The sequence below is a fragment of the Chryseobacterium joostei genome, assembly GCF_003815775.1.
In the GTDB taxonomy this organism is placed as follows: Bacteria; Bacteroidota; Bacteroidia; order Flavobacteriales; family Weeksellaceae; genus Chryseobacterium; species Chryseobacterium joostei.
This window is the reverse complement of the sequence record NZ_CP033926.1, coordinates 2,864,050-2,888,578: the sequence shown is the minus strand read 5'-3', so window position 1 is coordinate 2,888,578 and position 24,529 is coordinate 2,864,050. Positions and strand designations below refer to the sequence as shown.

25 protein-coding genes are annotated in these 24,529 nt (G+C 35.8%); 11 read left to right on the top strand and 14 right to left on the bottom strand.

Going from position 1 to position 24,529, the window contains the following annotated elements; genetic code table 11:
- The first annotated feature begins 250 nt into the window (after positions 1 to 250).
- Positions 251 to 922 (top strand): response regulator transcription factor, encoded by a 672-nt coding sequence (locus EG359_RS13105; RefSeq protein WP_076356905.1) that lies wholly within the window; start codon positions 251 to 253, stop codon positions 920 to 922.
- Entirely contained in the window at positions 922 to 2,208 is a 1,287-nt protein-coding gene (locus EG359_RS13100; protein WP_076356903.1) for a sensor histidine kinase, read from the top strand. Before EG359_RS13105 ends, EG359_RS13100 begins: the two co-directional genes overlap by 1 nt.
- Positions 2,209 to 2,292: 84 nt before the next feature.
- On the opposite strand, the gene trpS is transcribed toward EG359_RS13100, so the two are convergent.
- The 13 genes from trpS to EG359_RS13035 form a co-directional block, all read right to left on the bottom strand.
- Positions 2,293 to 3,261 (bottom strand): tryptophan--tRNA ligase, encoded by a 969-nt coding sequence (trpS, locus tag EG359_RS13095; RefSeq protein ID WP_076356901.1) that lies wholly within the window; start codon positions 3,259 to 3,261, stop codon positions 2,293 to 2,295.
- Positions 3,262 to 3,382: 121 nt separating this feature from the next.
- Positions 3,383 to 4,243, bottom strand: a complete 861-nt coding sequence (locus EG359_RS13090; RefSeq protein WP_076357179.1) for a hypothetical protein — start codon at positions 4,241 to 4,243, stop codon at positions 3,383 to 3,385.
- Between the two features lies 1 nt (position 4,244).
- Positions 4,245 to 4,955 carry a hypothetical protein gene (locus tag EG359_RS13085; protein ID WP_076356899.1) on the bottom strand — a complete coding sequence of 237 codons (711 nt, stop codon included), beginning with the start codon at positions 4,953 to 4,955 and terminating at the stop codon, positions 4,245 to 4,247.
- Between the two features lie 26 nt (positions 4,956 to 4,981).
- The gene (locus EG359_RS13080; protein WP_076356897.1) at positions 4,982 to 5,626 is read right to left on the bottom strand and encodes a SanA/YdcF family protein; all 645 of its coding nucleotides are present in this window, start codon (positions 5,624 to 5,626) and stop codon (positions 4,982 to 4,984) included.
- 14 nt (positions 5,627 to 5,640) lie between these two features.
- Entirely contained in the window at positions 5,641 to 6,279 is a 639-nt protein-coding gene (locus EG359_RS13075) for a lipoprotein signal peptidase (protein WP_076356895.1), read from the bottom strand.
- Entirely contained in the window at positions 6,279 to 6,473 is a 195-nt protein-coding gene (locus EG359_RS13070) for a DUF2683 family protein (RefSeq protein ID WP_076356893.1), read from the bottom strand. Before EG359_RS13070 ends, EG359_RS13075 begins: the two co-directional genes overlap by 1 nt.
- Positions 6,474 to 6,489: 16 nt before the next feature.
- A complete protein-coding gene (locus EG359_RS13065) occupies positions 6,490 to 6,735 on the bottom strand; it encodes a DUF6576 domain-containing protein (protein ID WP_076356891.1) in 246 nt (81 codons plus the stop codon).
- Positions 6,736 to 6,813: 78 nt separating this feature from the next.
- The gene (locus EG359_RS13060) at positions 6,814 to 7,194 is read right to left on the bottom strand and encodes a TraR/DksA family transcriptional regulator (RefSeq protein ID WP_045501318.1); all 381 of its coding nucleotides are present in this window, start codon (positions 7,192 to 7,194) and stop codon (positions 6,814 to 6,816) included.
- 58 nt (positions 7,195 to 7,252) lie between these two features.
- The gene (ileS, locus tag EG359_RS13055; RefSeq protein WP_076356889.1) at positions 7,253 to 10,648 is read right to left on the bottom strand and encodes an isoleucine--tRNA ligase; all 3,396 of its coding nucleotides are present in this window, start codon (positions 10,646 to 10,648) and stop codon (positions 7,253 to 7,255) included.
- Between the two features lie 261 nt (positions 10,649 to 10,909).
- Positions 10,910 to 11,230 carry a hypothetical protein gene (locus EG359_RS13050; RefSeq protein WP_076356887.1) on the bottom strand — a complete coding sequence of 107 codons (321 nt, stop codon included), beginning with the start codon at positions 11,228 to 11,230 and terminating at the stop codon, positions 10,910 to 10,912.
- Positions 11,231 to 11,264: 34 nt separating this feature from the next.
- The gene (locus EG359_RS13045; protein WP_076356885.1) at positions 11,265 to 11,576 is read right to left on the bottom strand and encodes a hypothetical protein; all 312 of its coding nucleotides are present in this window, start codon (positions 11,574 to 11,576) and stop codon (positions 11,265 to 11,267) included.
- A gap of 47 nt (positions 11,577 to 11,623) precedes the next feature.
- The gene (locus EG359_RS13040; protein WP_076356883.1) at positions 11,624 to 11,926 is read right to left on the bottom strand and encodes a hypothetical protein; all 303 of its coding nucleotides are present in this window, start codon (positions 11,924 to 11,926) and stop codon (positions 11,624 to 11,626) included.
- A gap of 6 nt (positions 11,927 to 11,932) precedes the next feature.
- On the bottom strand, positions 11,933 to 12,625 hold the full coding sequence (locus EG359_RS13035) for a hypothetical protein (protein ID WP_076356881.1): 693 nt from the start codon (positions 12,623 to 12,625) through the stop codon (positions 11,933 to 11,935).
- A 127-nt stretch (positions 12,626 to 12,752) separates the two neighbouring features.
- Here EG359_RS13035 and EG359_RS22900 point away from each other — a divergent pair, with 127 nt between their 5' ends.
- The 3 genes from EG359_RS22900 (at position 12,753) to EG359_RS13020 (ending at position 16,543) form a co-directional block, all read left to right on the top strand.
- The gene (locus tag EG359_RS22900) at positions 12,753 to 14,435 is read left to right on the top strand and encodes a M23 family metallopeptidase (protein WP_076356879.1); all 1,683 of its coding nucleotides are present in this window, start codon (positions 12,753 to 12,755) and stop codon (positions 14,433 to 14,435) included.
- A 126-nt stretch (positions 14,436 to 14,561) separates the two neighbouring features.
- Positions 14,562 to 15,854 (top strand): phenylacetate--CoA ligase family protein, encoded by a 1,293-nt coding sequence (locus EG359_RS13025; protein ID WP_076356877.1) that lies wholly within the window; start codon positions 14,562 to 14,564, stop codon positions 15,852 to 15,854.
- A 77-nt stretch (positions 15,855 to 15,931) separates the two neighbouring features.
- Positions 15,932 to 16,543, top strand: a complete 612-nt coding sequence (locus tag EG359_RS13020) for a hypothetical protein (RefSeq protein WP_076356875.1) — start codon at positions 15,932 to 15,934, stop codon at positions 16,541 to 16,543.
- Between the two features lie 34 nt (positions 16,544 to 16,577).
- On the opposite strand, the gene EG359_RS13015 is transcribed toward EG359_RS13020, so the two are convergent.
- The gene (locus EG359_RS13015; RefSeq protein ID WP_076356873.1) at positions 16,578 to 17,834 is read right to left on the bottom strand and encodes an NAD(P)/FAD-dependent oxidoreductase; all 1,257 of its coding nucleotides are present in this window, start codon (positions 17,832 to 17,834) and stop codon (positions 16,578 to 16,580) included.
- Positions 17,835 to 17,932: 98 nt separating this feature from the next.
- Here EG359_RS13015 and EG359_RS13010 point away from each other — a divergent pair, with 98 nt between their 5' ends.
- The 6 genes from EG359_RS13010 (at position 17,933) to EG359_RS12985 (ending at position 24,529) form a co-directional block, all read left to right on the top strand.
- Complete coding sequence (locus EG359_RS13010) at positions 17,933 to 19,453, top strand: HAL/PAL/TAL family ammonia-lyase (protein WP_076356871.1); 1,521 nt, start codon at positions 17,933 to 17,935, stop codon at positions 19,451 to 19,453.
- An 84-nt stretch (positions 19,454 to 19,537) separates the two neighbouring features.
- Positions 19,538 to 20,269 (top strand): 3-oxoacyl-ACP reductase FabG, encoded by a 732-nt coding sequence (gene fabG, locus EG359_RS13005; RefSeq protein ID WP_076356869.1) that lies wholly within the window; start codon positions 19,538 to 19,540, stop codon positions 20,267 to 20,269.
- A 107-nt stretch (positions 20,270 to 20,376) separates the two neighbouring features.
- Positions 20,377 to 21,597 carry a beta-ketoacyl-[acyl-carrier-protein] synthase family protein gene (locus EG359_RS13000; RefSeq protein ID WP_076356867.1) on the top strand — a complete coding sequence of 407 codons (1,221 nt, stop codon included), beginning with the start codon at positions 20,377 to 20,379 and terminating at the stop codon, positions 21,595 to 21,597.
- Between the two features lie 4 nt (positions 21,598 to 21,601).
- The gene (locus tag EG359_RS12995; protein WP_076357177.1) at positions 21,602 to 21,856 is read left to right on the top strand and encodes an acyl carrier protein; all 255 of its coding nucleotides are present in this window, start codon (positions 21,602 to 21,604) and stop codon (positions 21,854 to 21,856) included.
- Between the two features lie 104 nt (positions 21,857 to 21,960).
- The gene (locus EG359_RS12990; RefSeq protein ID WP_076356865.1) at positions 21,961 to 22,845 is read left to right on the top strand and encodes an LpxL/LpxP family acyltransferase; all 885 of its coding nucleotides are present in this window, start codon (positions 21,961 to 21,963) and stop codon (positions 22,843 to 22,845) included.
- A 166-nt stretch (positions 22,846 to 23,011) separates the two neighbouring features.
- Complete coding sequence (locus EG359_RS12985) at positions 23,012 to 24,529, top strand: phytoene desaturase family protein (RefSeq protein WP_076356863.1); 1,518 nt, start codon at positions 23,012 to 23,014, stop codon at positions 24,527 to 24,529.

Here is a 24,529-nt window from a genome sequence, read left to right as displayed (position 1 = left end):
TCCGTGCAGTGTGGTTAGTTCCATTGAAAAAAAGTATAACGCCTATAAAATTCATTTAATGAATGGGTTGTGTCTCATTTTTGATGCAGATGGACGTTTTGTAAGATCAAATTAATTTTTAAAAGAAAGGAATCAGAGGACTAAAGAATGTTGAAATGACAAGCTTTAGTCTTCTGGCTTCCAACCTTATAATTTCATATATTTGATATAAGTTTAATCATGCGGTATAGCATTACAAACCACTGGTAGTATGAAGATTTTAATAGTAGAAGATGAACCGGACCTAAGGGATACTGTACAGAGATTTCTGGAAGCAGAACACTTCATTGTAGAGCATGCAGAGAATTACAGTTCCGGGTTGGAAAAGATTATTTCCTATGAATATGATTGTATTCTTCTGGATATTATGCTGCCTGACGGAAGTGGAATAGACCTGCTGAGAGAAATAAAGAAGCTGCACAAAAAAGATCCGGTAATCATTCTGTCTGCAAAAGATTCAGTGGATGATAAAGTAACCGGGTTGGAAATTGGGGCAGATGATTATCTTGCAAAGCCCTTTCACCTTGCAGAGCTGATGGCGAGGATCAGATCTGTAATAAGAAGAAAAAATCAGGATGGGGAGAATATTATCAGATATAAAAATATAAGCATTGATCCGGAAAACAGAAATGTAAAGGTTGGTGATGAGGAACTGGCTCTTAACCGTAAGGAATATGATCTTTTGTATTACTTTGTCATTCATCCGGAAAAAACATTGCAAAAAACCACTTTGGCGGAGGCTATCTGGGGAGATTATATAGATCAGGCAGACAGCCTTGATTTTATCTACTCACAAATTAAAAATCTTCGAAAAAAACTAAAAACACTCAATGCGGAAGCTGACTTTCAGGCAGTATACGGAATAGGATATAAATTTGTCTAATGAAGGTTTCTCTAAAATATTATACGATCAAGTACCTTATCATGATCCTCCTGCTGATTATTGCAGTTTGGGCAGGATTATTTTATGCCTATATTCTGGATGAAGTACATGATAATGTGGATGATGGGCTAAAAGATCGTAAAATACAGATCATTAAAGCCGTATATCTTAATCCTCAGCTATTAAAGAATAATGATTTTGGCTTCAATGAATTCAAAATCATGCCTATTAATGCCAGAGATTATAAAAATAAAAGCAGGCTCTACAATAAAATGTATTATATGGAGTATGACGATAAAGATCAGCCTTACAGGGTACTTGAGGCAGACTTTATTGATCAGTTCAAGAATCATCAGAGATTGGTGATCAGAACCTCTACTGTGGAGGAGGATGAATTAATCTATGACCTTACCACTGCATTAATTGTGCTTTATATTGTTTTGGTGATAAGCATTGTTGTCGTCAATGGATATCTCCTTAATAAAGCAATGCGTCCGTTCTATTTAATTTTGGATAAGCTTAAAAAATATCAGTTTGGAATTCCATTTTCACAGCAGGAGCAAAGCTATAGGATAAAAGAGTTTGAAGAATTGAATGTTGAAATCAATGAAATGATTGAGCGTAATGAACTGGTTTTCTATCAACAAAAGCAATTTATTGAAAATGCCTCCCACGAGCTTCAGACGCCGCTTGCCATTGTTATCAATAAAATAGATCTCCTGATTCAGAATGAAGATCTTGATAAAAAGAACCTGAACTTTCTTACAGAGGTTAAAACTGACTTGAGAAGAATGGTAGGACTGAATAAATCCCTGTTGATGTTATCCAAAATAGAAAACAGCCAGTTTAACACTATGTCGGGGGTTGATTTTAATGCCATGATTCATACACTGGTTCAGAATTATGAAGATTTTATAGCGTTTAAAAAAGTTGATGTTAATATCATTGAAAAAGGAAATTTTCAGGCAGATTTTAACAAGGATCTCGCAGATATTCTGTTGTCTAATCTTCTTAAGAATGCCATTAAATACAATAATGAAGAAAGAACGTTAAATATTATTATTGAGACAGATAGGATCACTTTTCAAAATAGTGGTACATCTGTTCCGCTGGATAAATCACAGATTTTTAACCGTTTCTATAAACAAGGCTCAGATCATGGCTCTACAGGATTAGGATTGTCTATCATTAAAACGATCATTAAACAATACCCCGGTTGGGATATTCTCTATGAATTTGATGATAAAATGCACTATTTTATTCTTGTAAAAAATAAGATTAGATAGTCTAAATATCATAAAAACAAACGATATCGATATATAGAAAAAGCCCTTCAATTTGAAGGGCTTTCTTATGTTTTGAAGCTGTGATTAAAAACCTAAGCTTGTTCTTACTCTTTTAAGGGTTTCCAAGGCAACTGGTCTGGTCTTTTCTGCCCCTTGTTGTAATTTTCCTTCCAGTTCGTCCAGATTGTTCATATAATAAGCGAACGTTTCTCTCTCTTTAGCAAAACGCACCAAAATAAGGTCTAAAAGCTCTTTTTTAGCATGTCCGTATCCAAAGTTTCCGGCAAGATATTTTGCTCTTAATTCTTCGGTCTGTTCCGGTGTAGCAATCAATTGATAAATAGCAAACACTTTATCAGTTTCCGGGTCTTTAGGTTCTTCTAAGCCTTTAGAATCAGTCTCAATGCTCATTACCTGTTTCTTCAATTCCTTTTCAGGTAAGAAGATATTGATGATGTTTCCTCTTGATTTTGACATTTTCTGCCCATCAGTTCCGGGAACATATTTTGTGTCTTCCTGAAGCTCAGATTGCGGAAGAACAAGAATTTCACCCATTTGATTATTAAATCTTGAAGCTACATCCCTTGCAAATTCTAAATGCTGAAGCTGATCTTTTCCTACAGGAACAATCTCTGCATCGTACAATAAAATATCTGCAGCCATCAAAATAGGATAAGTAAACAGACCTGCGTTCACATCCTGAAGACGATCTGCCTTATCTTTAAATGAATGAGCCAATGTTAATCTTTGATAAGGAAAAAAACATGATAAATGCCAAGATAGTTCACAGGTTTCAGCGATATCACTTTGTCTGTAGAAGAATGTTTTTTCGGTATCTAATCCACAAGCAAGCCAAGCCGCAGCAATCTCGTAGGTATTTTGTCTTAAAGTCTGCGCATCTTTAATCTGGGTAAGCGTATGAAGATTCGCAATAAATAAAAATGATTCATTTCCCTCCTGCTTAGAAAGTTCGATAGCAGGAATAATTGCCCCAAGTAAATTTCCAAGATGGGGAGTTCCGGTGGCTTGAATGCCGGTAAGAATTCTTGACATTTGTTTAAAGTTTATATTTAAAAATTAATGAATTGCAAATTTACGCAAAATTACATTCTAATCGCGTTATAGTATTAGATTCCTATTCTTTTCTTTAATGAAGAATTCTGGATCCATAAACCTATTTCTTTAATTCAATTTTATAAATAAAAGTAAGAACCTTGAAATGCCACAGTGTTAAAGTTTGTTCTGCAAATATAATATCATTTTCGGATCCAATAATGAGACAATCACGGAATGAACGTATAAATTGTGACCAATATTCACCTTTAGAATCTTTAAGTAAAAAATAAAAACCAGCATCACCAAATTTTTTTCCTGAAGAATTTAAAATCAGTTCTCCATTTTTTCCGACGCTGGGAATCATCAACACTGTTGCATTCCCATTGGGTAAAGGAAATACAGCCTTTACGCAAGTTTTTCCTGACGGTAAATTGCTGATACCGTAAACTCCGGAATAGATAACTTGCCCGGTGGATTCAATAGAACGATACCAAAACGTATATTTTATTTCATTGGTATCGGGGTCGGTGAGGTTAATGATTTCGCTTTTTAGAGATTCTGAACCGTCAATTTCTTTTGTAGGAATATTCAGTTGGTTAATTCTATTACTGAATAATTTATTAATTAAAATTCCAAAAAATTTGAAATAGGGATTCCATTTTATAGAAAAATTTAAGTTATGATTTGAGGTGTTTTCATAGAAGTCAATTACATTTTTGGATAAATTTGAGAACTCATTTTCAGATAAGTTAAGCTTTAGCATTGATGGAATAATGCCTTTTACTTTTGAGCCCTTTTCTACAATTAGATTTTCTTTTTCTGCAAATTGATGAATAAAATCCTCATTCATAGCATTCAAATTACCAAAAGGCCCCATCAACCAGAGAGTGTCTTCAGGCTTAATTTTTCTTCCACGCAGAATTACCCATTGTTGAGTAAACCAATCCTGGAACTTCTGTATCGGATGAGCAAATCTCATTTTAGCTGTTTTTGAGATATGGAATAATGTTGCGTTGCCCATTCCATTCCCCAAATTCTGAAATAGGTTTAAAGCGCAAAGTGGTAAATTCGAAATGAAAATCTTTTCGATCTCTTTCTTTCATTGCGTCGGCATGCCTTTTTGGTTTTGGAACTTTGCTATGTCCATGAACCATATCGGTCATTTCTTTTTGATTTTTCCAAATTGAAAAAGTAGAAACGGTATTAGGGAATTTGATGGAGGCCAAAGACAAAGTTGTTGCCGGATGGTCTCGAACCAATTTTTCAACCGGTCTTCCCCAATGAATAAATCTGGGGATTTCCAAAAATTTCATTCTGGCAATGGTGACTGCAACGACTGGCGAATCCGGATTTTCAGATTCTGTGGTTTCATCAGGAATTTCAAACTTGTTGAATTTTCCCCATTTTCTCATAAAAGTTAATCTTGTATGCCAGCCTTCAGATAAAATTTTTCCTAAACTGTCTTTAGCTAAAAAATTTTCGATATTACTTTCATCTTCCCATTGTGCAAATACAGCGATTTGTCTTATTAACATTCGAGAGGGTGAAAAAATAGGAGAGCCTAAAGTCATCACGGTCATAATTTCTGCGTGAATTAATCCTGGGATATTTCTTGACTTTGGTGAAGAAAAAAGAATTCTGAGTGCAGAAAAGTAATCTGTTTTTACTAAATGATACGTGAAGACACTCATTTTTTATGATTGTATTTTATTTAATGCTAAGGAATTAAAATCTTTTCCCCACCAAATTTCGGCTGTACACCAAGGATAAGATCCCAATACGCTTTAGCTTTGGCAAGATACTCTCTCAAATTAGTCTTTAACCCTGCATATTTATTCACATCTTCTGCATTATACCCAAAGGCCTGTATTCCATTTTTCTGAGCAAGGAAGACCGCTCTTTCATTGTGAAACTTTTGGGAAATAATCACAATTTTGGTCTGTCCAAAGATATCTTTTGCCCTTACCACAGAATCCAACGTTCGGAAACCGGCATGATCCAGTATGATTCTATCTTGTGGGACTCCCTGCTGAATCAGTGCAAACTGCATATCTTCTGGTTCATTATAATCTTTGCTGCTGTTATCACCACTTACGATGATGTATTGAATCTTTCCAGATTTGTATAAGTCTGTAGCAGCCTTGATTCTGTTGTAGAAATAGGCATTTGGCATACCGTTGCTTAAGGTTTTCCCTGTTCCTAACAATAATGCAGTTTTTGTCTCGGGAACATCTGTAATGTTATATGATACAAGTGGTGCACTTTCATTTTTGATGCTATAGTTGGCCCAGGCAATAAAAATAATTCCTGCAACGAAAAGAAGCAGGAAAAATTTAAAAATATTTGTGATAATTTTTTTCATTTAAGATAAATCGTTTAAAACTCAAGCCCGTTCGGGAATGCTTTCTTTCTAAAGATTAATAAGAATGCAGCCCCTACAGTAATAGCTGAATCAGCAACATTGAAAATGTATTTGAAGAACTCAATATGCTTTCCGCCAATTAATGGCCAGCTATCAGGTACATACCAATCTACTAATGGAAAGTGGAACATATCTACAACACATCCTTTCATAAAGCTTGAATATCCCTGTCCAAAAGGAACAATCTTGGATATCCCACCATAATCTAGCCATCGGTCAATACTTGGGTCATAAACGGATCCGCTATCGAAGATCATTCCGTAAAACATTCCGTCAATAAGATTTCCGATTGCTCCTGCAAAGATGATAGACATTGGAATTAAGAGATAGTTTGAAGCACCTTCTTTCAACCATTTTTTAAACATGTAAACCATTCCTCCGATTAAGAAAACTCTTAAAATCACGAGTAAATATTTTCCGATAATTCCTCCGAAATGAAATCCGTAGGCCATGCCTGGGTTTTCTACAAACGTTAGTTTAAAACCGGGAAAAATAGAAACACTGTCTCCTAAATTAAAATTAGTTTTAATATAAATTTTAGAAGCCTGGTCTATTAACAATACCAAAAATGTGATAGCTAATATCTTTTTCATTACTCTCCTTTTGGTTTTGAAGGTTTATTAGCTGGTTTTATATTTTTGTTATCGCTTGCTTTCTTGATCACTTTTTGCCCATTAAATGAACTTTTAACATGAGCTTTCTCAAATTTAATGTTCATTTCTTTTAAAACACCTTTCAGTGCACTAAGCTCCATTGCATTTTTCGGATGTACTATAATAGATTCCATTTCTTATATTTAATTTTTACATTTTGGACAACTCGTCGAGCCGCTTTCTTTCTCTTTCTGATAAGTCATTGACTCCGTTTTTGCCCATCTTACTCAACAGTTTGTCAATTTCTTTCTCCCTCTCTCGCTTATCAGAATTAAACTGGTCATCAATGGTGTAGTTGGTGTGTTTTTCCGGGAAAAATCTGTTCTTGATCCATTCCCTGTTGAAAAACAGTAAAACTGCTGCCACGATGATTACCAAAATTAAGACTTCGCTCATGGGTATACATTAAAAATTAGGTTTATAAAGTATCCGTGAATACCATATAAACCCAATATTATTTTACAAACCTTACGGCTATTTCTGCATATTTTTCGCTTCAATGCTCAGCGTAGCATGAGGAACGGCTAAAAGTCTTTCCTTAGGAATTAATTTTCCTGTTACTCTGCAAACACCGTATGTTTTGTTTTCGATTCTGATTAAAGCATTCTTAAGATCACGAACGAATTTTTCCTGTCTTCCTGCGAGAATAGAGTTCTGCTCTTTGCTCAAAGTTTCTGCACCTTCTTCAAATGCCTTGAATGTAGGTGAAGTATCATCTGTACCATTATTCTGGTCATTGATGAAACTTTCTCTGATCAGCTGAAGATCTTTCTCCGCCTTTTCTATTTTTTCTTTAATGATCGCTCTAAATTCCTGTAAATCAGCATCGCTGTATCTAACTCTTTCGTCTGACATATTCTTTCTCTTTTTTAATAAAATTATGAAATGGAATTTGAAATACAATAACTACATGTTAATTTTTTTCGACATTTATCTTAAAATTAACCTCATCTATTTCGATTTCGTTAAAATTTGAAAGTGAAGATACAATTTCTATTTTATTTGACAAGACTTCAGAAGAAATATATTCCTCATTTTTCTTCACATCTTCAAGGAATGGTGAATTCTCTTCAATGAAGATATTGATCCTGTCTGTCAGTTCAAAGTCTTTCTCTTTTCGCAGGTTTTGAACTCTGTTAATGAATTCTCTTGCGATACCTTCTGATTTTAACTCATCGGTTAACGTCAAATCTAATGCCACAGTAGTTTTTCCGTCGGAAGTTACCGTCCATCCCGGGATGTCTTTTGTAGAAATTTCCACGTCATCAAGGGTGATCTCATATCCTTGAACATCAAGTTTTCCTTCTTTTTCAAGACCGGCAATCTGTTCTGTACTAAAATTACTGATTTCAGCACCTACCACCTTCATGTCTTTTCCTAATTTAGGACCAAGAGCCTTGAAGTTTGGCTTTATTTGTTTTACAATTAAATGGGATGCTTCTTCAGCATTAATTAACTGTAGTTCTTTTACGTTTACTTCCTGCTTGATAAGGTCTGCAACAGCTAAGATTTGGCTTTCTGTTTTAGCATCCAGTACAGGAACCAATACTTTTTGTAATGGCTGACGAACCTTTACGTTTTCTTTCTTTCTCAGAGAGAAAACCATACTGGTAATGTTTTGAGCTAAGTGTGTTTTTTCAACCAGATCCTGATCGATTAAACTTTCATCAGCTACTGGGAAGTCTGTTAAATGTACAGATTCACAGTTTTCTTTACCAGTTACTTTATTCAGATCCTGATACAACTGATCCATAAAGAATGGAGCAATAGGAGCTGATAATTTTGCCACTACTTCAAGACAAGTATATAGAGTCTGGTAAGCAGAGATTTTATCATCTGAATATTCTCCTTTCCAGAAACGTCTTCTACATAATCTTACGTACCAGTTACTCAAGTTATCATTCACAAACGTGCTGATTGCTCTTGCTACTCTTGTAGGTTCGTAGTCTTCATAGAATGCCTTTACTTCCTTGATGAGAAGGTTCAGTTCGGAAAGAACCCATCTGTCAATTTCCGGACGGTTTTCTACTTCTTTTTCTGAGTAGTTGAATCCATCAACGTTTGCATATAGAGAGAAGAATGAATAGGTGTTGTAAAGCGTTCCGAAGAACTTTCTTCTAACCTCATCAATTCCTTCAATATCAAACTTCAGGTTTTCCCAAGGATTGGCATTGGAAATCATATACCAACGGGTAGCATCCGGTCCGTATACAGATAATGTTTCGAACGGATCTACAGCATTTCCTAAACGTTTTGACATCTTTTGTCCGTTTTTATCCAAAACAAGACCGTTACTCATTACATTTTTATAAGCAACAGAATCAAAAACAGCGGTTCCGATTGCATGAAGTGTATAGAACCATCCACGAGTCTGGTCAACCCCTTCTGCGATGAAATCGGCAGGGAATGCTTTATTGTTGTCAATTAAATCTTTATTCTCAAAAGGATAATGCAATTGTGCATACGGCATAGAACCTGAATCGAACCAAACATCGATCAAGTCGCTTTCACGTTTCATAGCCTTTCCTGAATCAGAAACTAAAACTACTTTGTCTACTACATTCTTGTGAAGATCAACAAGCTCATAGTTTGATTCAGACATATTGCCAATGATGAAACCTTTGAATGGGTTTTCAGTCATTACTCCTGCAGCAATTGATTTCTCAATTTCGTTGTATAATTCTTCTACAGAACCTATGATTTTTTCTTCTTTTAGGTCATCTGTTCTCCAGATAGGCAACGGAATACCCCAGTATCTTGAACGGGATAAGTTCCAGTCGTTTACATTTTCTAACCAGTTGGCAAAACGTCCTTCTCCTGTAGCTTTTGGCTTCCAGTTGATCTCTTTGTTTAAGTTAACCAATCTGTCTTTTACGGCGGTCATCTTTACAAACCATGAATCTAACGGGTAGTACAATACAGGTTTGTCTGTTCTCCAACAGTGTGGATAGGAGTGAACATATTTCTCTACTTTGAAGGCTTTGTTCTCTGTTTTCAGCAAGATCGCCAATTCTACGTCCCAAGATTTTTCAGGTGCAGTTCCCTCATCGTAATATTCATTCTTGATATATTTCCCTGAGAAAACTTCAGGAACATTTTCTCCCTGAATAAATTTACCTTGTAAATCTACCAACGGAACAAGATTGTCATTTTCATCCTTTATCAACATTGGCGGGATCTCAGGCTGAGCCATCTTAGCCACTCTTGCATCATCTGCACCGAAAGTAGGGGCGGTGTGCACGATACCTGTACCGTCTTCTGTTGTTACGAAATCTCCTAAAATTACTCTAAATGCATCTTGAGGATTGTCGTTTGGTGTAAACCAAGGAACTAATTGCTCATATCTTGTATCAACAAGTTTCTCTCCGGTAAATTCTTTTAAAATTCTGAAAGGAATTACCTTGGTTTCTGGAGTATAGTTTGCAAAGTCCTCATCTGTACCCTCAGCATATTTCTTACCGAAAACCTTAGGTAAAAGAACGCTGGATAATACAATTGTTATAGGCTCAAATGTATATTGGTTGAAAGTTTTAACCAAAACATATTCGATATCTCTACCTACGGTAAGTGCAGTATTGGATGGCAACGTCCAAGGAGTTGTCGTCCATGCAAGGATATGTACATCTCCGTCTACATCGTTGAATAAAGCAGATGAATCTTTCTTAACTTTAAACTGAGCTACTACGGTTGTATCTGAAACATCACGATACGTTCCTGGCTGGTTCAATTCGTGGGAAGAAAGCCCTGTTCCTGCTTTTGGAGAGTAGGGTTGGATCGTGTAGCCTTTATACAACAAGCTTTTGTCATATAATTGCTTCAACAACCACCAAACGGTTTCCATATATTTTGATTTGTATGTGATGTACGGATCCTCAAGATCTACCCAATACCCGATTTTTTCGGTAAGGTTGTTCCAAACGTCTGTATATCGCATTACTGCTTCACGGCATGCTTTATTATAATCTTCAATAGAGATTTTTTTGCCAATATCTTCTTTAGTGATTCCTAATTCTTTTTCTACACCCAGTTCCACAGGAAGACCATGCGTATCCCAGCCTGCTTTACGGAAAACCTGCTTTCCATTCTGAGTCTGGTAACGGCAGAAAATATCCTTCAATGCTCTTGCCATTACGTGGTGAATTCCAGGCATACCGTTTGCTGAAGGCGGACCTTCATAAAAAACAAACTCAGGATTACCCTGACGAATCTCAACACTCTTATTGAAAGTTTTATTTTGTTTCCAAAATTCCGCTACATTCTCTGCTACGTCAATAAGGTTGAGGTTTTTGTATTCTTTAAATTGGCTCATTGTAAATATCTCAATATTCGTTGATAAATTAAGTCTGCAAATTTACTAAATTTTGTCGGTTTATAAGATATGTTTTATTGAGGTAATTTCTATTAAAAAGTTCAATTTCAGAAATATAAATGAAGAAAGTAAGAAAAAGCGAATGATGAATAGAGAATAAGAGGATATTTCTAACTCTTTTGAGCATAAAATTGAAGCTACTTTATTTATGATAGAAACTGTTTTTTATCTAAAAAAAAGCCACCCGAAGGTGGCTGTAAATTATTGAAAGTCGCTAAGTCTGGGCATATCCGGCCATCTTCCTGCTTCATATTCTTGGATATAATATTCTATTTCTCTTCCTGTTCCAAGCAATATAATTTTACCATTACTATTTTGAACTATGAAAGGGGCATTCCCCATTAATGTATTATCATCATAGTTTCTTGTATCATTATATTTTTTTGTATTATATCGAAATATTACCCCATAAGACTTTTTAATGCATCTATCTTCCAGAATGACGAGATCTAACCTGCTTTTTTCACTTCTTTCTTTTACATAAATTTTTGCAATCTGTATTACTTCTTGTTCTGTTAGCATGGGATTTTTTATTTATGATTGTGTAAGTCTACTATTAATTCTGATTAGGATCCCAAACACCATGAGTGCTCGGTTTCCATGTGCCGTCTTCATATCCTTTTATATAATATTCTACATCATTAGAAGTCCCAAATTGAATGACTATTCCTGTGTCATTTTTTACAAGAAATGGACCGTTACCTGCTAAACGATGTTTTGTGGAATCTTTTGGTCCATAAGAATAGATGTTTCCATAAGGTTTATTTATTGTGAGTTGTTCAACAATAATTAGTTTAATATTTATTTCTTCTTCATTTAATTTTATGTACTTTTTTGCTATTTCTAGCATTTCGTTATCTGTTAACATATTGTTTTTAAATATCATGCAATGAGTGTGGCAGAACTGATATCAGCTTAGTTTGGGTACCAGATATCATTAGAACCTGGTTTCCAATTACCATTTTCATATTGTGTAATATAATATTCTGTAGGGTCAGCTGTTCCGAATCTAAGAACCCTACCTGCTTCGCTTTCTACCAGAAAAGGTCCATTACCCGCCAGACGATGTTTTTTAGTGTCTTGTGCTCCCCAAAAATATACATTTCCATATGTTTTATATATTGTGAGTTCTTGAGCAATAACTAATTTAATATTCATTTTTTTTTCAAGGTACTCTATATAGCGTTTTGCTATTTCGTTTATTTCTTCTATTGTCATTATGTATTATTTAATTGTTATTTTATCGATATCTATGAAGTTCTTGCCATTGTTTTTTTTATTAAATTCATTAATATCATTAATGTAATCATTGAAATACTCTATACTATAATCAATTTCAGTTTGTGTCCACCTTCCTTTCCCAAATACTTCTATCCATCTTTCTTGTTCTTCCAGAACTTTATCAAGCACATATTTTTCTTTGATAAATGTACTAATTAACTTATCTCTTTCGGGGATAGGGGATAAATTTCCTAGAGGTAAAATTTTTCTAGGATGCCCTTTTGTATATGCTACTTTTCCTCTTCGTAAAAAGTCTTCAAAATACATACACTCATGAAACATTTCTAAATCTCTTACATCTCCTCCAAGTCTGCGAACAATTTGTATCCATTCCTGAAGTTCTAACTCTGTTAATCGAATTGCGTTTAGATTTTTCGCAAAACTCTCTATTCGAATAATTTCATCTAAATACTTTTCAAGTTGCTTTTCGTTTTTTTTTGTAAAAAGCTGGTTTATAAAATTACGAGTTGCTATTTCAGTAGCATAAAAGAACATTTCCCCTCTGTAAAGCAAACCTACTTCTTTCTCCGCATTTTCAACAAAAAGCACTTTCAGCTTCTCAAAATCTGAAGAGTGTTCTGTAATGCTTTTTATGCCGTCTTTTGAAAGAGCTGCTAATGAATCATTATAGTGCAAATATCAATGATGGGAGCGACAGAACTTGGCGTATAAAAACAAAAGTGATTTTAAAAATGAATGATGATAACAATCGAGTATTGGCCAGAATTTTGTACATTTAAGTAGATCTAAACCCAAATGCTGTATGAAAATCTTCTCCAAACTGATAGTTGCTATTTGTTTAATCACTACAATTATCACACAGGCCCAAAATAACTATCCCCAAAACTATTTCCGTAATCCCTTGAATATTCCCATGCAGCTGGCTGCTAACTTTGGTGCTGTGCGGGCTAATCATTTTCATATGGGACTGGATCTCCGAACCAACAGTCAGGAAAATTTATCTGTAGTGGCAGCAGCAGATGGCTACGTGAGCAGAATAAAAGTTGAACGATATGGCTTTGGAAATGCCGTGTACATTACCCACCCTAATGGGTACACAACAGTCTATGCCCATTTAAACAAGTACTTCGATAAGCTGGATGAGTATGTAAAAGAAAGACAGTACAAAGAAGAAAAGTGGGAACAGGATATTACTTTCCAACCTGACCAGTTTCCGGTTACGAAAGGACAGTTGATTGCTTTGAGTGGAAATACAGGAGGTTCGGCTGGCCCGCACTTGCATTTTGAAATAAGAAATACCAAAACAGAAGAATGTCTCAATCCATTGCTTTTTGGTTTTGCCATTCCCGATTCTGTAGCACCCATTATTAGTGGCTTGTATTGGTATGACCGTCGTTTCAGTACGTATGAACCCGGGGCCAATGGAGTCTCTGTCAAAAAAGCTGGCAGTACTTATACAGCAGATATTGTTCGAGTAAATTCTCCCACAATAAGTTTTGGAATTAAAGCGGTAGATAAAGCCAATCAAGGATTTAACCTCGGTATTTATCAGGCAGAATTATTGATGGATGGAAAATTGATTTATGGTTTTTCCATTGATAAAGTAAGCTATGATGATACCCGTTATCTGAATGGCTGTATAGATTATACCAAATTTATCAGAGATAAAATAGGGATTCAGCATTTATCTGAATTACCAGGAATGAAACTGCAGAATTACAGTATTCCTAATCTTTCAGGAATTATCAATCTTCAGGATGAGGATATTCACAATATTGAAATTGTTTTAAAAGATGTAAAAGGAAATACAAGCAGATTAATCACAAAAGTTCAGTTTAATAAAGAAGGAGGCCGGGTTTCTTCCACAGCAAAAGCTGTTCTTCCCAACGATGGAAAAACAATTGCCTCCGAGAATGCAGAGATTGGTTTCAGTAAAAATGCTGTTTATGATGCCGTGAACTTTAATATGTATGAAAAACCTGATGCAGATGCTGCTTCCAATGCGATTGTATTAAATAGTCCATACATTCCTGTTCATGATAATTATACTTTAAAAATAAGACCCAACAGAAAATTAACCAAGGAAGAAAAAGATAAAACAGTTATTTCCCTTAATTATGGAAGCGATACCGATGTGGTAAAAGGAAAATGGAATGGCGATCAGGCAGATGGGCAGTTCAATAGGTTGGGTACTGCAAAACTGATAGTAGATAACAGCTTACCCTCCGTTTCTTCTGGATGGAAAGACGGTGCAGTCATTAACGGTGGCACTTTACTTTTAAAAGGGAATACAAAAATTGGTGATATTGTTTCATTTCGGGCAGAGCTTGATGGAAAATGGCTTAGGTTTGCCCGTATAAAGAATGATTTTATCTATGTCTTTGATGAAAAATGCCCAAAAGGATCAGGTGAACATACCTTGAAAGTGACAACAGTGAATACGGCAGGAAATACAAATACACAAACTTTTACATTTCAAAGATAAAATGATGTAATGATCCAGGATTTTCATCACCAATGAACATCAATATAAACCCACAACTGAAAATCCTTACTATATTTTACATCAATACATTCTACAAATTAATAAATTTGCCTAAAATTAAAATCATTGGAATTTCATCCTTTCATCGAAAAATCTAGCACTCAGGAAATAAAAACCATTCAGGAAGAAAAACTCCAGAAGCTTTTGGCCTATCTTGAGGGTAATTCACCTTTTTATCAGAGGCTGTTTACAGAAAATAATATCAACATTGCAGAGATCCGTACTCTGGAAGATTTGCAAAAAATTCCTACCACCTCAAAGAATGATTTACAGCAGCATAATCATGATTTTTTCTGCATTTCACCAGATAAGATTGTGGATTATAGTACCACTTCAGGAACCTTGGGGGATCCGGTAACTTTTGGTTTGTCTGACGGGGATCTTGAAAGGCTGGCTTACAATGAAGCAATATCCTTTGCCTGTGCAGGAATTCAGAAAGGTGATGTAGTGCAGATGATTACTACAATTGATAAACGTTTTATGGCGGGACTTGCTTACTTTTTAGGATTAAGAAAAATGGGGGCAAGTGTAGTCAGAATGGGCCCTGGAATTCCAGAATTGCAATGGGATTCTATTTTTAGATACAAACCAAAATATCTGATTACCGTTCCGTCTTTCTTGCTTAAGATGATCGATTATGCAGAGAAGCACGGATTAGATTATAAAAATTCAAGTGTTTACGGAGCCGTGTGTATTGGAGAAAGCATCAAAAATCAGGATTTTACAGATAATATTCTTTCTCAAAAGATTAAGGAAAAATGGAATATTAAACTCTTTTCTACCTATGCTTCCACAGAAATGAGCACTGCTTTTACAGAGTGTGAATTCCAGATTGGAGGTCACCATCACCCTGAACTGATCATTACGGAAATTCTGGATGATGACGGAAACGTTGTGAAAGAGAGCGAAAGTGGTGAATTAACGATTACAACTTTGGGTGTAGAAGCAATTCCTCTATTGAGGTTCAAGACGGGAGATATCGTAAAGGCCCATTACGAGCCATGCCAATGTGGTAGAAATACAATGAGACTAGGGCCTGTAATTGGACGGAAGCAACAGATGATCAAGTATAAAGGAACAACGTTGTATCCGCCGGCAATGAACGATATTTTGAATGATTTTAATAATATTCTATGCTATCAGATTGTAATTCAGTCCAACGAAATAGGATTGGATGAAATTATCATTAAGGTAAGTACAGAGCAGGAAAATGAAAACTTTGTGAATGAAGTAAGAGATCATTTCCGCGCAAAACTGAGGGTAAGTCCCAAGATTGAAGTGATAGACTTTGATATTTTATCCAAAACAGTCTTTAACCCAAACAGTAGAAAACCGATTACATTTATAGATTTAAGATAGATTAAATTAAAGTAACAACAAGGACAGAAATCACTTTTTATAATATCTTTGCCAGCTTAAATAGAAAAACTATAATTATGAAAAAATTATTTCTGCTGGTATTCATGGTTATTATGACAACCGCAGCTTTTGGACAGGAGAAAATGAATCTTGTTTCGGGTGGTTTTGAGGTCTTAAAAGATCAGACTGAAGTTAAGGTAGAGCTTACATTTGAGGACGTATTATTTATGAAAGAAAATATTACAGAGACTCAATATCTGGAAAATAGAAAAAAACAAGTTCTGGATAATCCCAAAAGAGGAGAAAAAGCGTGGAACATGTGGATCACAGAATGGGAAAGGTACAAAAAAGAAGAGTATATCAATTATTTTACAAAAGGTCTGAATAAAACCTACAAAGATATTTTATTTAAAAAAGACAGCTCAGCAAAATATACCTTGTTGCTGGAAACAAAATGGATATTTCCGGGCTGGCATGCAGGATTAACGATGATGACAGCAGAAATAAACGGTACAGTAAAATTGGTGGAAACAAACAATCATTCAGTAGTTTTAGCCGAAGTAGAACTCAATAAGTTTGATAGATTTGTTAATAATGATGAGGTTGTGATGGAGTATGGTAGAATTGCCGGGGCTTATGAATCCGCCGGAAGATATCTGGGAAAGAAAATAAAGAAATCTTTAAAATAAAATAAAAACGGTCTGAATTTTCAGACCGTTTTTTTTATTGTTGATTTTGTTGTTCCTGTTTTTCCAGTTTGATGAGGTTTGCAAGGTTCTTGATAACCGTATCATGTTTTCTCACAAATGGATTGTCTTTATTCCAGACATATCCTGCTAAAACAGCACATATTTTTTTCTTTACATCAGGGTTTTCCGGTTGGTGGAAGAAAAGTTCCTGAAGATTTCCGGTGTACCATTCCTTTACATAAGTTGTAAAAACATCTACACCATACAGAATGTAATCTGTGTATTCAGTCTGCCAGTTTATTTTTTCTCCGTTTAATTGTCTTAATGCCAGTTTTGCAGCCAGCATGCCCGATTCTGTGGCAAAAGCCATTCCCGATGAGAAAACAGGATCAAGGAATTCCGAAGCATTCCCGGTTAGAGCAAACCCGTCCCCGAATAAGCTTTTTACAGAGCAAGAATAGTCCTTCAAATGTTTGGGTTCAAAAAGAAACTCTATATCACCAAAACGTTTTACATAATAATCCGAAAGAGAAATTGCCTTTCTTAAAGCTTCAGCAGTATCTCCGCCTTCGGATAGCTTTTCAATATAATCAGTTGGCCCTACAATTCCTAGGCTGGTATTTCCGTTGGAAAAAGGAATTACCCAAAGCCAAACTTCAGTTTCAATAATATCAAAGGAAATCAAAGTACCCTCTTCACCGGGTTCTCTGTTAGTGTCCTGTACATGAGAGAAAATAGCAGAGTGGGGAGATAGTTTTGATGGTTTTTCAAGATCTAATAAACGAGGCAATACTCTTCCGTAGCCACTAGAGTCAATCACAAACTTGGCATGGATCTCCTTAGTTTCTCCATCCTTATTCCTTACCGTTGTGATAGAATCTGTTCCTTCAAATTTGATATCTATAACCTCAGACTCGAATTCAAGGTCAACACCTTTATTAATAACTTCCTGAGCAAGCGTATTATCAAAATCAGCTCTTGGAACCTGCCAGGTCCAGTCCCATCCTTCCCCGAATTTGTTGCTGAAATCAAAAATACAAACTTCATCACCACGAAGAAAACGTGCACCCAGCTTTTTTTCAAAGCCCATTTTGTCTAATGCAGGAAAAAGTCCGGCCTCATCAAAGTGATCCATTACCCTAGGAATTAAGCTTTCTCCAACTACCAGTCTTGGAAATTTTGTTTTTTCAACAACTTTTACGCTGACGTTGTTCTTCTTTAGGTACGAAGAAGACACGCATCCGGAAGGTCCAGCCCCGATTACAAGAACGTCAACAAATTCTTTGCTCATCTTTGATTTTTTATTTTAATAATAACTTTTATCTTTGCCGCAAAATTAGTGACAAATAATTAATATTTTACAAAATTATCAACTATTACTTTTAATTGATGAAAATAAATAACTTTTTAGAACTGAAAGACTTTCAAAAAATTATCATTGAGAATGAAAAAATAGAACTGGATGAATCACTTTTGTCAAGAGTGAATAAAAGTTTTCAGTTTTTAAAGGAGTTTTCAAAAAATAAAGTAATATACGGTGTGAATACCGGTTTTGGGCCCATGGCTCAATTCAAAATCAGTGATGAAGACACTCATCAGCTTCAATATAACCTGATTAGAAGCCATTCCTCAGGGATTGGAAACCCACTGCCCGCGCAGGAAGTGAAAGCTTGTATGTTGGCAAGACTGAATACTTTATCATTAGGGAATTCAGGCGTACATGAATCTGTGATTTATCTTCTTCAGGAGCTTATCAACAGAGATATTACTCCATTGATTTTTGAACATGGGGGAGTAGGAGCAAGCGGAGATCTTGTTCAGCTAGCTCACCTTGCTTTGGTATTGATTGGAGAGGGAGAGGTTTTCTATAAAGGAGAAAGAACATCTACAAAAGAGGTTTTTGAAGTTGAAGGATTAGAACCAATCAAAGTTGAAATCCGTGAGGGACTTGCCTTGATGAACGGAACTTCCGTGATGTCAGGAATCGGTATCGTGAATGCATATAAAGCCAATCAGTTAACAGATATCTCTCTTAGACTTTCTTGTGCGATAAACGAAATTGTACAGGCTTATGATGACCATTTGTCAGAAGCATTGAACGGAACGAAAAAGCATTACGGTCAGCAGAAAGTGGCAGAAAGAATGCGTGCTCATCTGGCAGACAGTAAACTGATCAGAAAAAGAGAAGATCACTTATACACCCATTTTGAAGAACAGGAAAAAGTATTTAAGGAAAAGGTACAGGAGTATTATTCCCTAAGATGCGTTCCTCAGATTCTGGGCCCGGTGCTAGATACATTGGAGTACACAGAAAAAGTTCTTGAAAATGAGATCAATTCTGCCAATGATAATCCTATTATTAATGTAGAAGATCAGCATGTTTACCACGGAGGAAACTTCCACGGGGATTATATTTCCTTGGAAATGGATAAGCTTAAAATTGTAGTCACTAAACTTACCATGCTTGCAGAAAGACAGCTAAACTATCTTTTGAATGCTAAAATCAACGAAATCTTGCCGCCTTTTGTAAATTTAGGTAAATTAGGGTTCAATTTTGGGATGCAGGGGGTACAGTTTACAGCAACTTCCACTACGGCAGAAAGCCAGATGCTATCTAACTCTATGTATGTTCATAGTATTCCAAATAATAATGATAATCAGGATATCGTAAGCATGGGAACCAATGCAGCAGTAATCTGCAGAAGGGTTATTGAAAATGCATTTGAAGTATTGGCTATTGAAGCGATTACAATCATTCAGGCTGTTGAATATCTTGGTTTTCAGGATAAAGTATCATCATCTACCAAAGAATTATATGATGAAATCAGAAAAATTATTCCTGCATTCTCTAATGATATGGTGATGTATCCATATCTGGAGGAAGTAAAGAAATATTTAAAGACAATGTAATTGTTGACAATGATGAATTGTCTAATAGAAAAGAAGGAATAAGCAAACTTAAAAAAAAACTAAAAACGAAATAAACACTAACGCATGAAATGTGCAATTGTAACAGGAGGCTCCAGAGGAATCGGGAGGGCGATCTGTATAAAACTGGCTGAAGAGAAAAACTATCACATCCTTATCAACTACACTTCAAATGAGGCTGCAGCAAAAGAAACTTTGGCTAAAGTAGAAGAACTTGGAGCTACTGGAGAAATTCTTAAATTTGATGTAGGAAATACCGAAGAAACACAAGAGGTTTTAACGGCTTGGCAGGAGAAGAATCCTGAGGGTTTGGTAGAAGTTATTGTTAATAACGCCGGAATTACAAGAGACGGTTTGTTTATGTGGATGCAAAAAGAAGACTGGAACAGTGTAATCAATACCAGTTTAGATGGATTCTTCAATGTAACGAACTTCTTTATTCAGAAATTACTTCGTAACAAATACGGACGAATCATCAATATGGTTTCCGTTTCCGGAGTAAAAGGAACAGCCGGCCAGACCAATTATTCTGCTGCTAAAGGAGCTTTGGTAGGCGCTACAAAGGCTCTTGCTCAGGAAGTAGCAAAAAGAAATGTCACAGTAAATGCGGTGGCTCCGGGCTTTATCAGAACAGATATGACCCAGGAGTTCAATGAAGAAGAATTGAAAGCAATGATTCCCGCCAACAGATTTGGAGAAGCAGAAGAAGTCGCTGATTTAGTGGCCTTTTTAGCCTCTAGAAAATCTTCCTACATTACAGGAGAAGTGATTAATATTAACGGCGGAATTTACTCATAAATAATCTAACAATATACCAATGTACCAGTGTACAAATGTTGATTGAACCTCAATGAAAATATTGTTACATGGCTAGACTGATACATTGTTAAATTCAATATAAACAAATGGAAAATAGGGTTGTGATTACCGGAATGGGGATTTATTCCTGCATTGGGACGTCTCTAGAAGAGGTCAGGGAATCCCTATACCAAGGAAAATCCGGTATTATTTTAGATCAGGAAAGAAAAGAATTCGGGTTTAGATCAGGCCTTACGGGTGTTGTTCCAAAGCCGGATTTAAAGAATCTACTGAACAGACGCCAGCGGGTAAGCATGGGGGAGGAAAGTGAATATGCTTATCTTGCTACCATTGATGCCTTGAAGCAGGCGAATCTTGATGAATCCTTTTTAGACACCCATGAGGTGGGAATCTTATACGGAAATGACAGCGTTTCTCAGGCAGTTGTAGAATCTATCGACATTGCAAGGGAAAAGAAAGATACTACATTGATGGGATCAGGAGCGATCTTCAAATCAATGAATTCAACAGTTACCATGAACCTTTCTACCATCTTTAAGTTGAAAGGAATAAACCTTACCATCAGTGCAGCATGTGCAAGCGGCTCACACTCCTTGGGACTTGCCTACATGATGATCAAGAATGGTTTTCAGGATATGATTATCTGTGGCGGAGCTCAGGAAACCAATAAATATTCCATGGCAAGTTTTGATGGATTGGGAGTTTTCTCAGCCAGAGAAGATGAGCCTGCAAAAGCATCCAGACCTTTCGATGCAGAAAGAGACGGTTTAATTCCAAGTGGAGGAGCAGCCAGCTTAATTGTTGAAAGCCTGGAGTCCGCACAAAGAAGAGGAGCAACTATTCTTGCTGAAATTATAGGATATGGCTTCTCATCAAACGGAGGACATATTTCAACCCCGAATGTTGATGGCCCTGCCTTGGCAATGGATAGAGCCTTGAAGCAGTCAGGATTAAAAGCTTCAGACATAGATTACATTAATGCTCACGCCACTTCCACACCTATCGGTGATGCCAATGAGGCAAAAGCAATATATGAGATCTTTGGTAGTGAAGTTCCGGTAAGTTCTACCAAATCCATGACAGGACACGAGTGTTGGATGGCAGGTGCAAGTGAAGTTATCTACTCAATTCTGATGATGCAGAATGATTTTGTTGCTCCTAATATTAACTTGGAAAATCCTGATAATGAGGCGAAAAAGATAAATTTAGTCTCCAAAACAAAAAATCAAAAAATTGATGTATTTTTGTCGAATTCTTTTGGGTTTGGGGGAACCAATTCTGCACTAATAGTTAAAAAATTTGATTAAAAACATGGAAAGGGAAAAAATTGTTGCCATTGTTAATGATTTTCTAGTGAACGAATTCGAAGTTGACGGAGACGAAATCAGTAATGATGCCAACCTTAAAAATACACTAGGCCTAGACAGCCTGGATTATATCGATATGGTAGTGGTGATTGAATCTAATTTCGGAGTGAAATTAGGAGAAGCCGACTTCAAGAAAATGGTGACATTTAATGACTTCTACACAACGATTGAAAATAAGATTGCTGAAAAAAACGCATAGTTATTAAGTAAATCTATTCTTTAAAATGTACCAATGTAATGATATAAGAGTCTACTCAAAGATATTATTACATTGGTATACTGTTATATTGGTAAATACTATTTATGAACAAGTGGAAAGGTAAATCTAAAGGAACGGTACTGGGATACAGAATATTCGTTTGGTGTATTAGAAATATCGGGATCAGAAGTTCATATTTCATACTGTACTTTGTTGCTTCCTATTACGTTCTGTTTCAGAAGAAAAGCAACAGATACATTCGTTATTATTTCCAGAAAAGACTCAACTACGGTTATTGGAAAGCCAAACGTTCCATTTTTAAAAGTTATTTTACATTCGGGAAAGTTCTGATTGACAAAACAGCCATCTCTGCAGGATTGAGAGAGAAATATACCTATGAATTTGATGGTATTGAAAATCTCAGAAATCTTTTGGCAGCCAAAAAAGGAGGCGTTCTTATCAGTGCCCATATCGGGAATTTTGAAATTGCAGAGCATTTCTTTGCAGACATCGATTTTGATTGTCAAATTAACTTAGTGACTACTGACCAGGAGGTTACAGTGATTAAAGAGTATCTGGAAAGTGTTGCCGTAAAAGAAAGCAATATCAAATTCATCTACGTAAAAGAAGATATGTCGCATATCTTTGAGATCAATCAAGCCTTGTCAAACAATGAGCTGATCTGCTTTACCGGCGATCGTTATTTCGAGGGGTCTAAATACCTTGAAGCTGATCTGTTGGGGAAAAGTGCAAAATTTCCGGCAGGACCATTTCTCATCGCTTCCCGATTGGGAGTGCCTGTAGTATACGTTTATGTGATGAAAGAGAACAATCTTCATTATCACTTATATGCAAGAGTAGCACAGAACATCAAAAACCGTGATTCACAGGGGCTTTTACAATCCTATGTTCAGAATCTTGAAACCATGATCAAGAAATATCCTCTTCAATGGTTCAATTATTTTGATTTTTGGGATGATGTTGATTAATTTTTCTATTTTTACCCTCTAAAAACTAATAAAAAACTCAAAATCATTAAGATTATTAAGAATTAAAATAATACAGTTTCAATAGTTTTCTTCGTATATTGATAACAAAGTAATCTATGATTCCTTAATTCTGAACACTCTTAATTTTTAAAAAACACATTTTCCTTTGAAGAAACACTATGACATACTTGTAATCGGCAGTGGATTGGGAGGTCTTGTTTCGGCTCTTATTTTAGCAAAGGAGGGTCTGAAGGTTTGTGTGCTGGAGAAAAACAACCAGTATGGAGGAAATCTACAAACCTTTTCAAGGGATAAACTTATTTTTGATACCGGTGTTCACTATCTGGGAGGACTTTCAAAAGGTCAAAATTTAAACCGCTTTTTTTCTTATCTGGAAATCATGGATGAGCTGGAGCTTCAGAAGATGGATGAAGACGGATATGACAGAATTTCCTTTGGAGATAGTACAATAGAATATCCACACGCTCAGGGTTATCAAAACTTTGTAGAACAGCTATCTGTACATTTTCCGGAAGAAAAGGAAAACCTGGAGAGCTATTGTGAAGAAATTCAATACGTTTGTAGCCAGTTTCCAAGGTATAATGTAGTGGGGAAAGACAACTATAATGAAGAAATCCTGCATTTAAATACCAAAAGATTTATAGAATCCGTTACCCAAAATAAAACACTTCAGTCAGTTCTGCTAGGTTCTAATTTTCTCTATGCCGGAGATTCTGAAAACGTTCCTTTCTATGTTCATGCTTTAACGGTAAATTCCTACATTCAGAGTGCCTATAAATGTGTAAAAGGTGGAAGCCAGATTTCGAAGCTGCTTATCAGAAAGCTACGTCAATATGGAGCTGATGTTCACAAACATTCCGAGGTGTCAGAATTTATTTTTGATGAAAACAATATTGTAAAGTCAGTAAAAACAGTTACAGGAAAAGAATATACTGCCAAGCGCTTTATTTCAAATATTGAGATTCGTTCCACCATTAAGCTTATTGGAGAAGAAAGACTGAAAAAATCTTTTCTGAACAGGGTTTTGAGCTGGCAGCCGGTATCATCCTGCTTCAGTGTTTACATTGTCTTAAAACCTCATTGTTTTCCGAACTTTAATTATAATATCTATCATTACTCATCAGAAGAAAAGGTTTGGAATGCATTCCGCTATCAGAAGAATACATGGCCGGAAACCTATATGCTTTCATCTACCCCCTCAAAACATCATCCGGAGTTTGCAGAAAGCCTTACTGCAATTTCCTATATGGACTTTGATGAGGTGAAAAAATGGAAAAGTACATTCAATACAGTGGCTGAGGAGCATGAAAGAGGCGAACAGTATGAAAGATTTAAGCTTGAAAAAACTGAAAAAATGATTGAGGCCCTGGAAAAGAAAATTCCTAACCTTACGCATGCCATCAAACGGATATATACCTCTTCACCTTTGTCTTATCGGGACTATATCGGCAGCTTTGATGGAAATATGTATGGATACATGAAAAACTCGGATAATCCGCTTAAAACAATGGTTTCTCCCCGCACAAAAATTGATAATCTGTTTTTGACAGGTCAATCAGTGAATATGCATGGGATTTTGGGTGTTACCATAGGAGCATTCAATACCTGCGCTGAAATTCTGGGTAAAGAAACCATAGACAAGCGTCTTGAGCAAATGATTTAA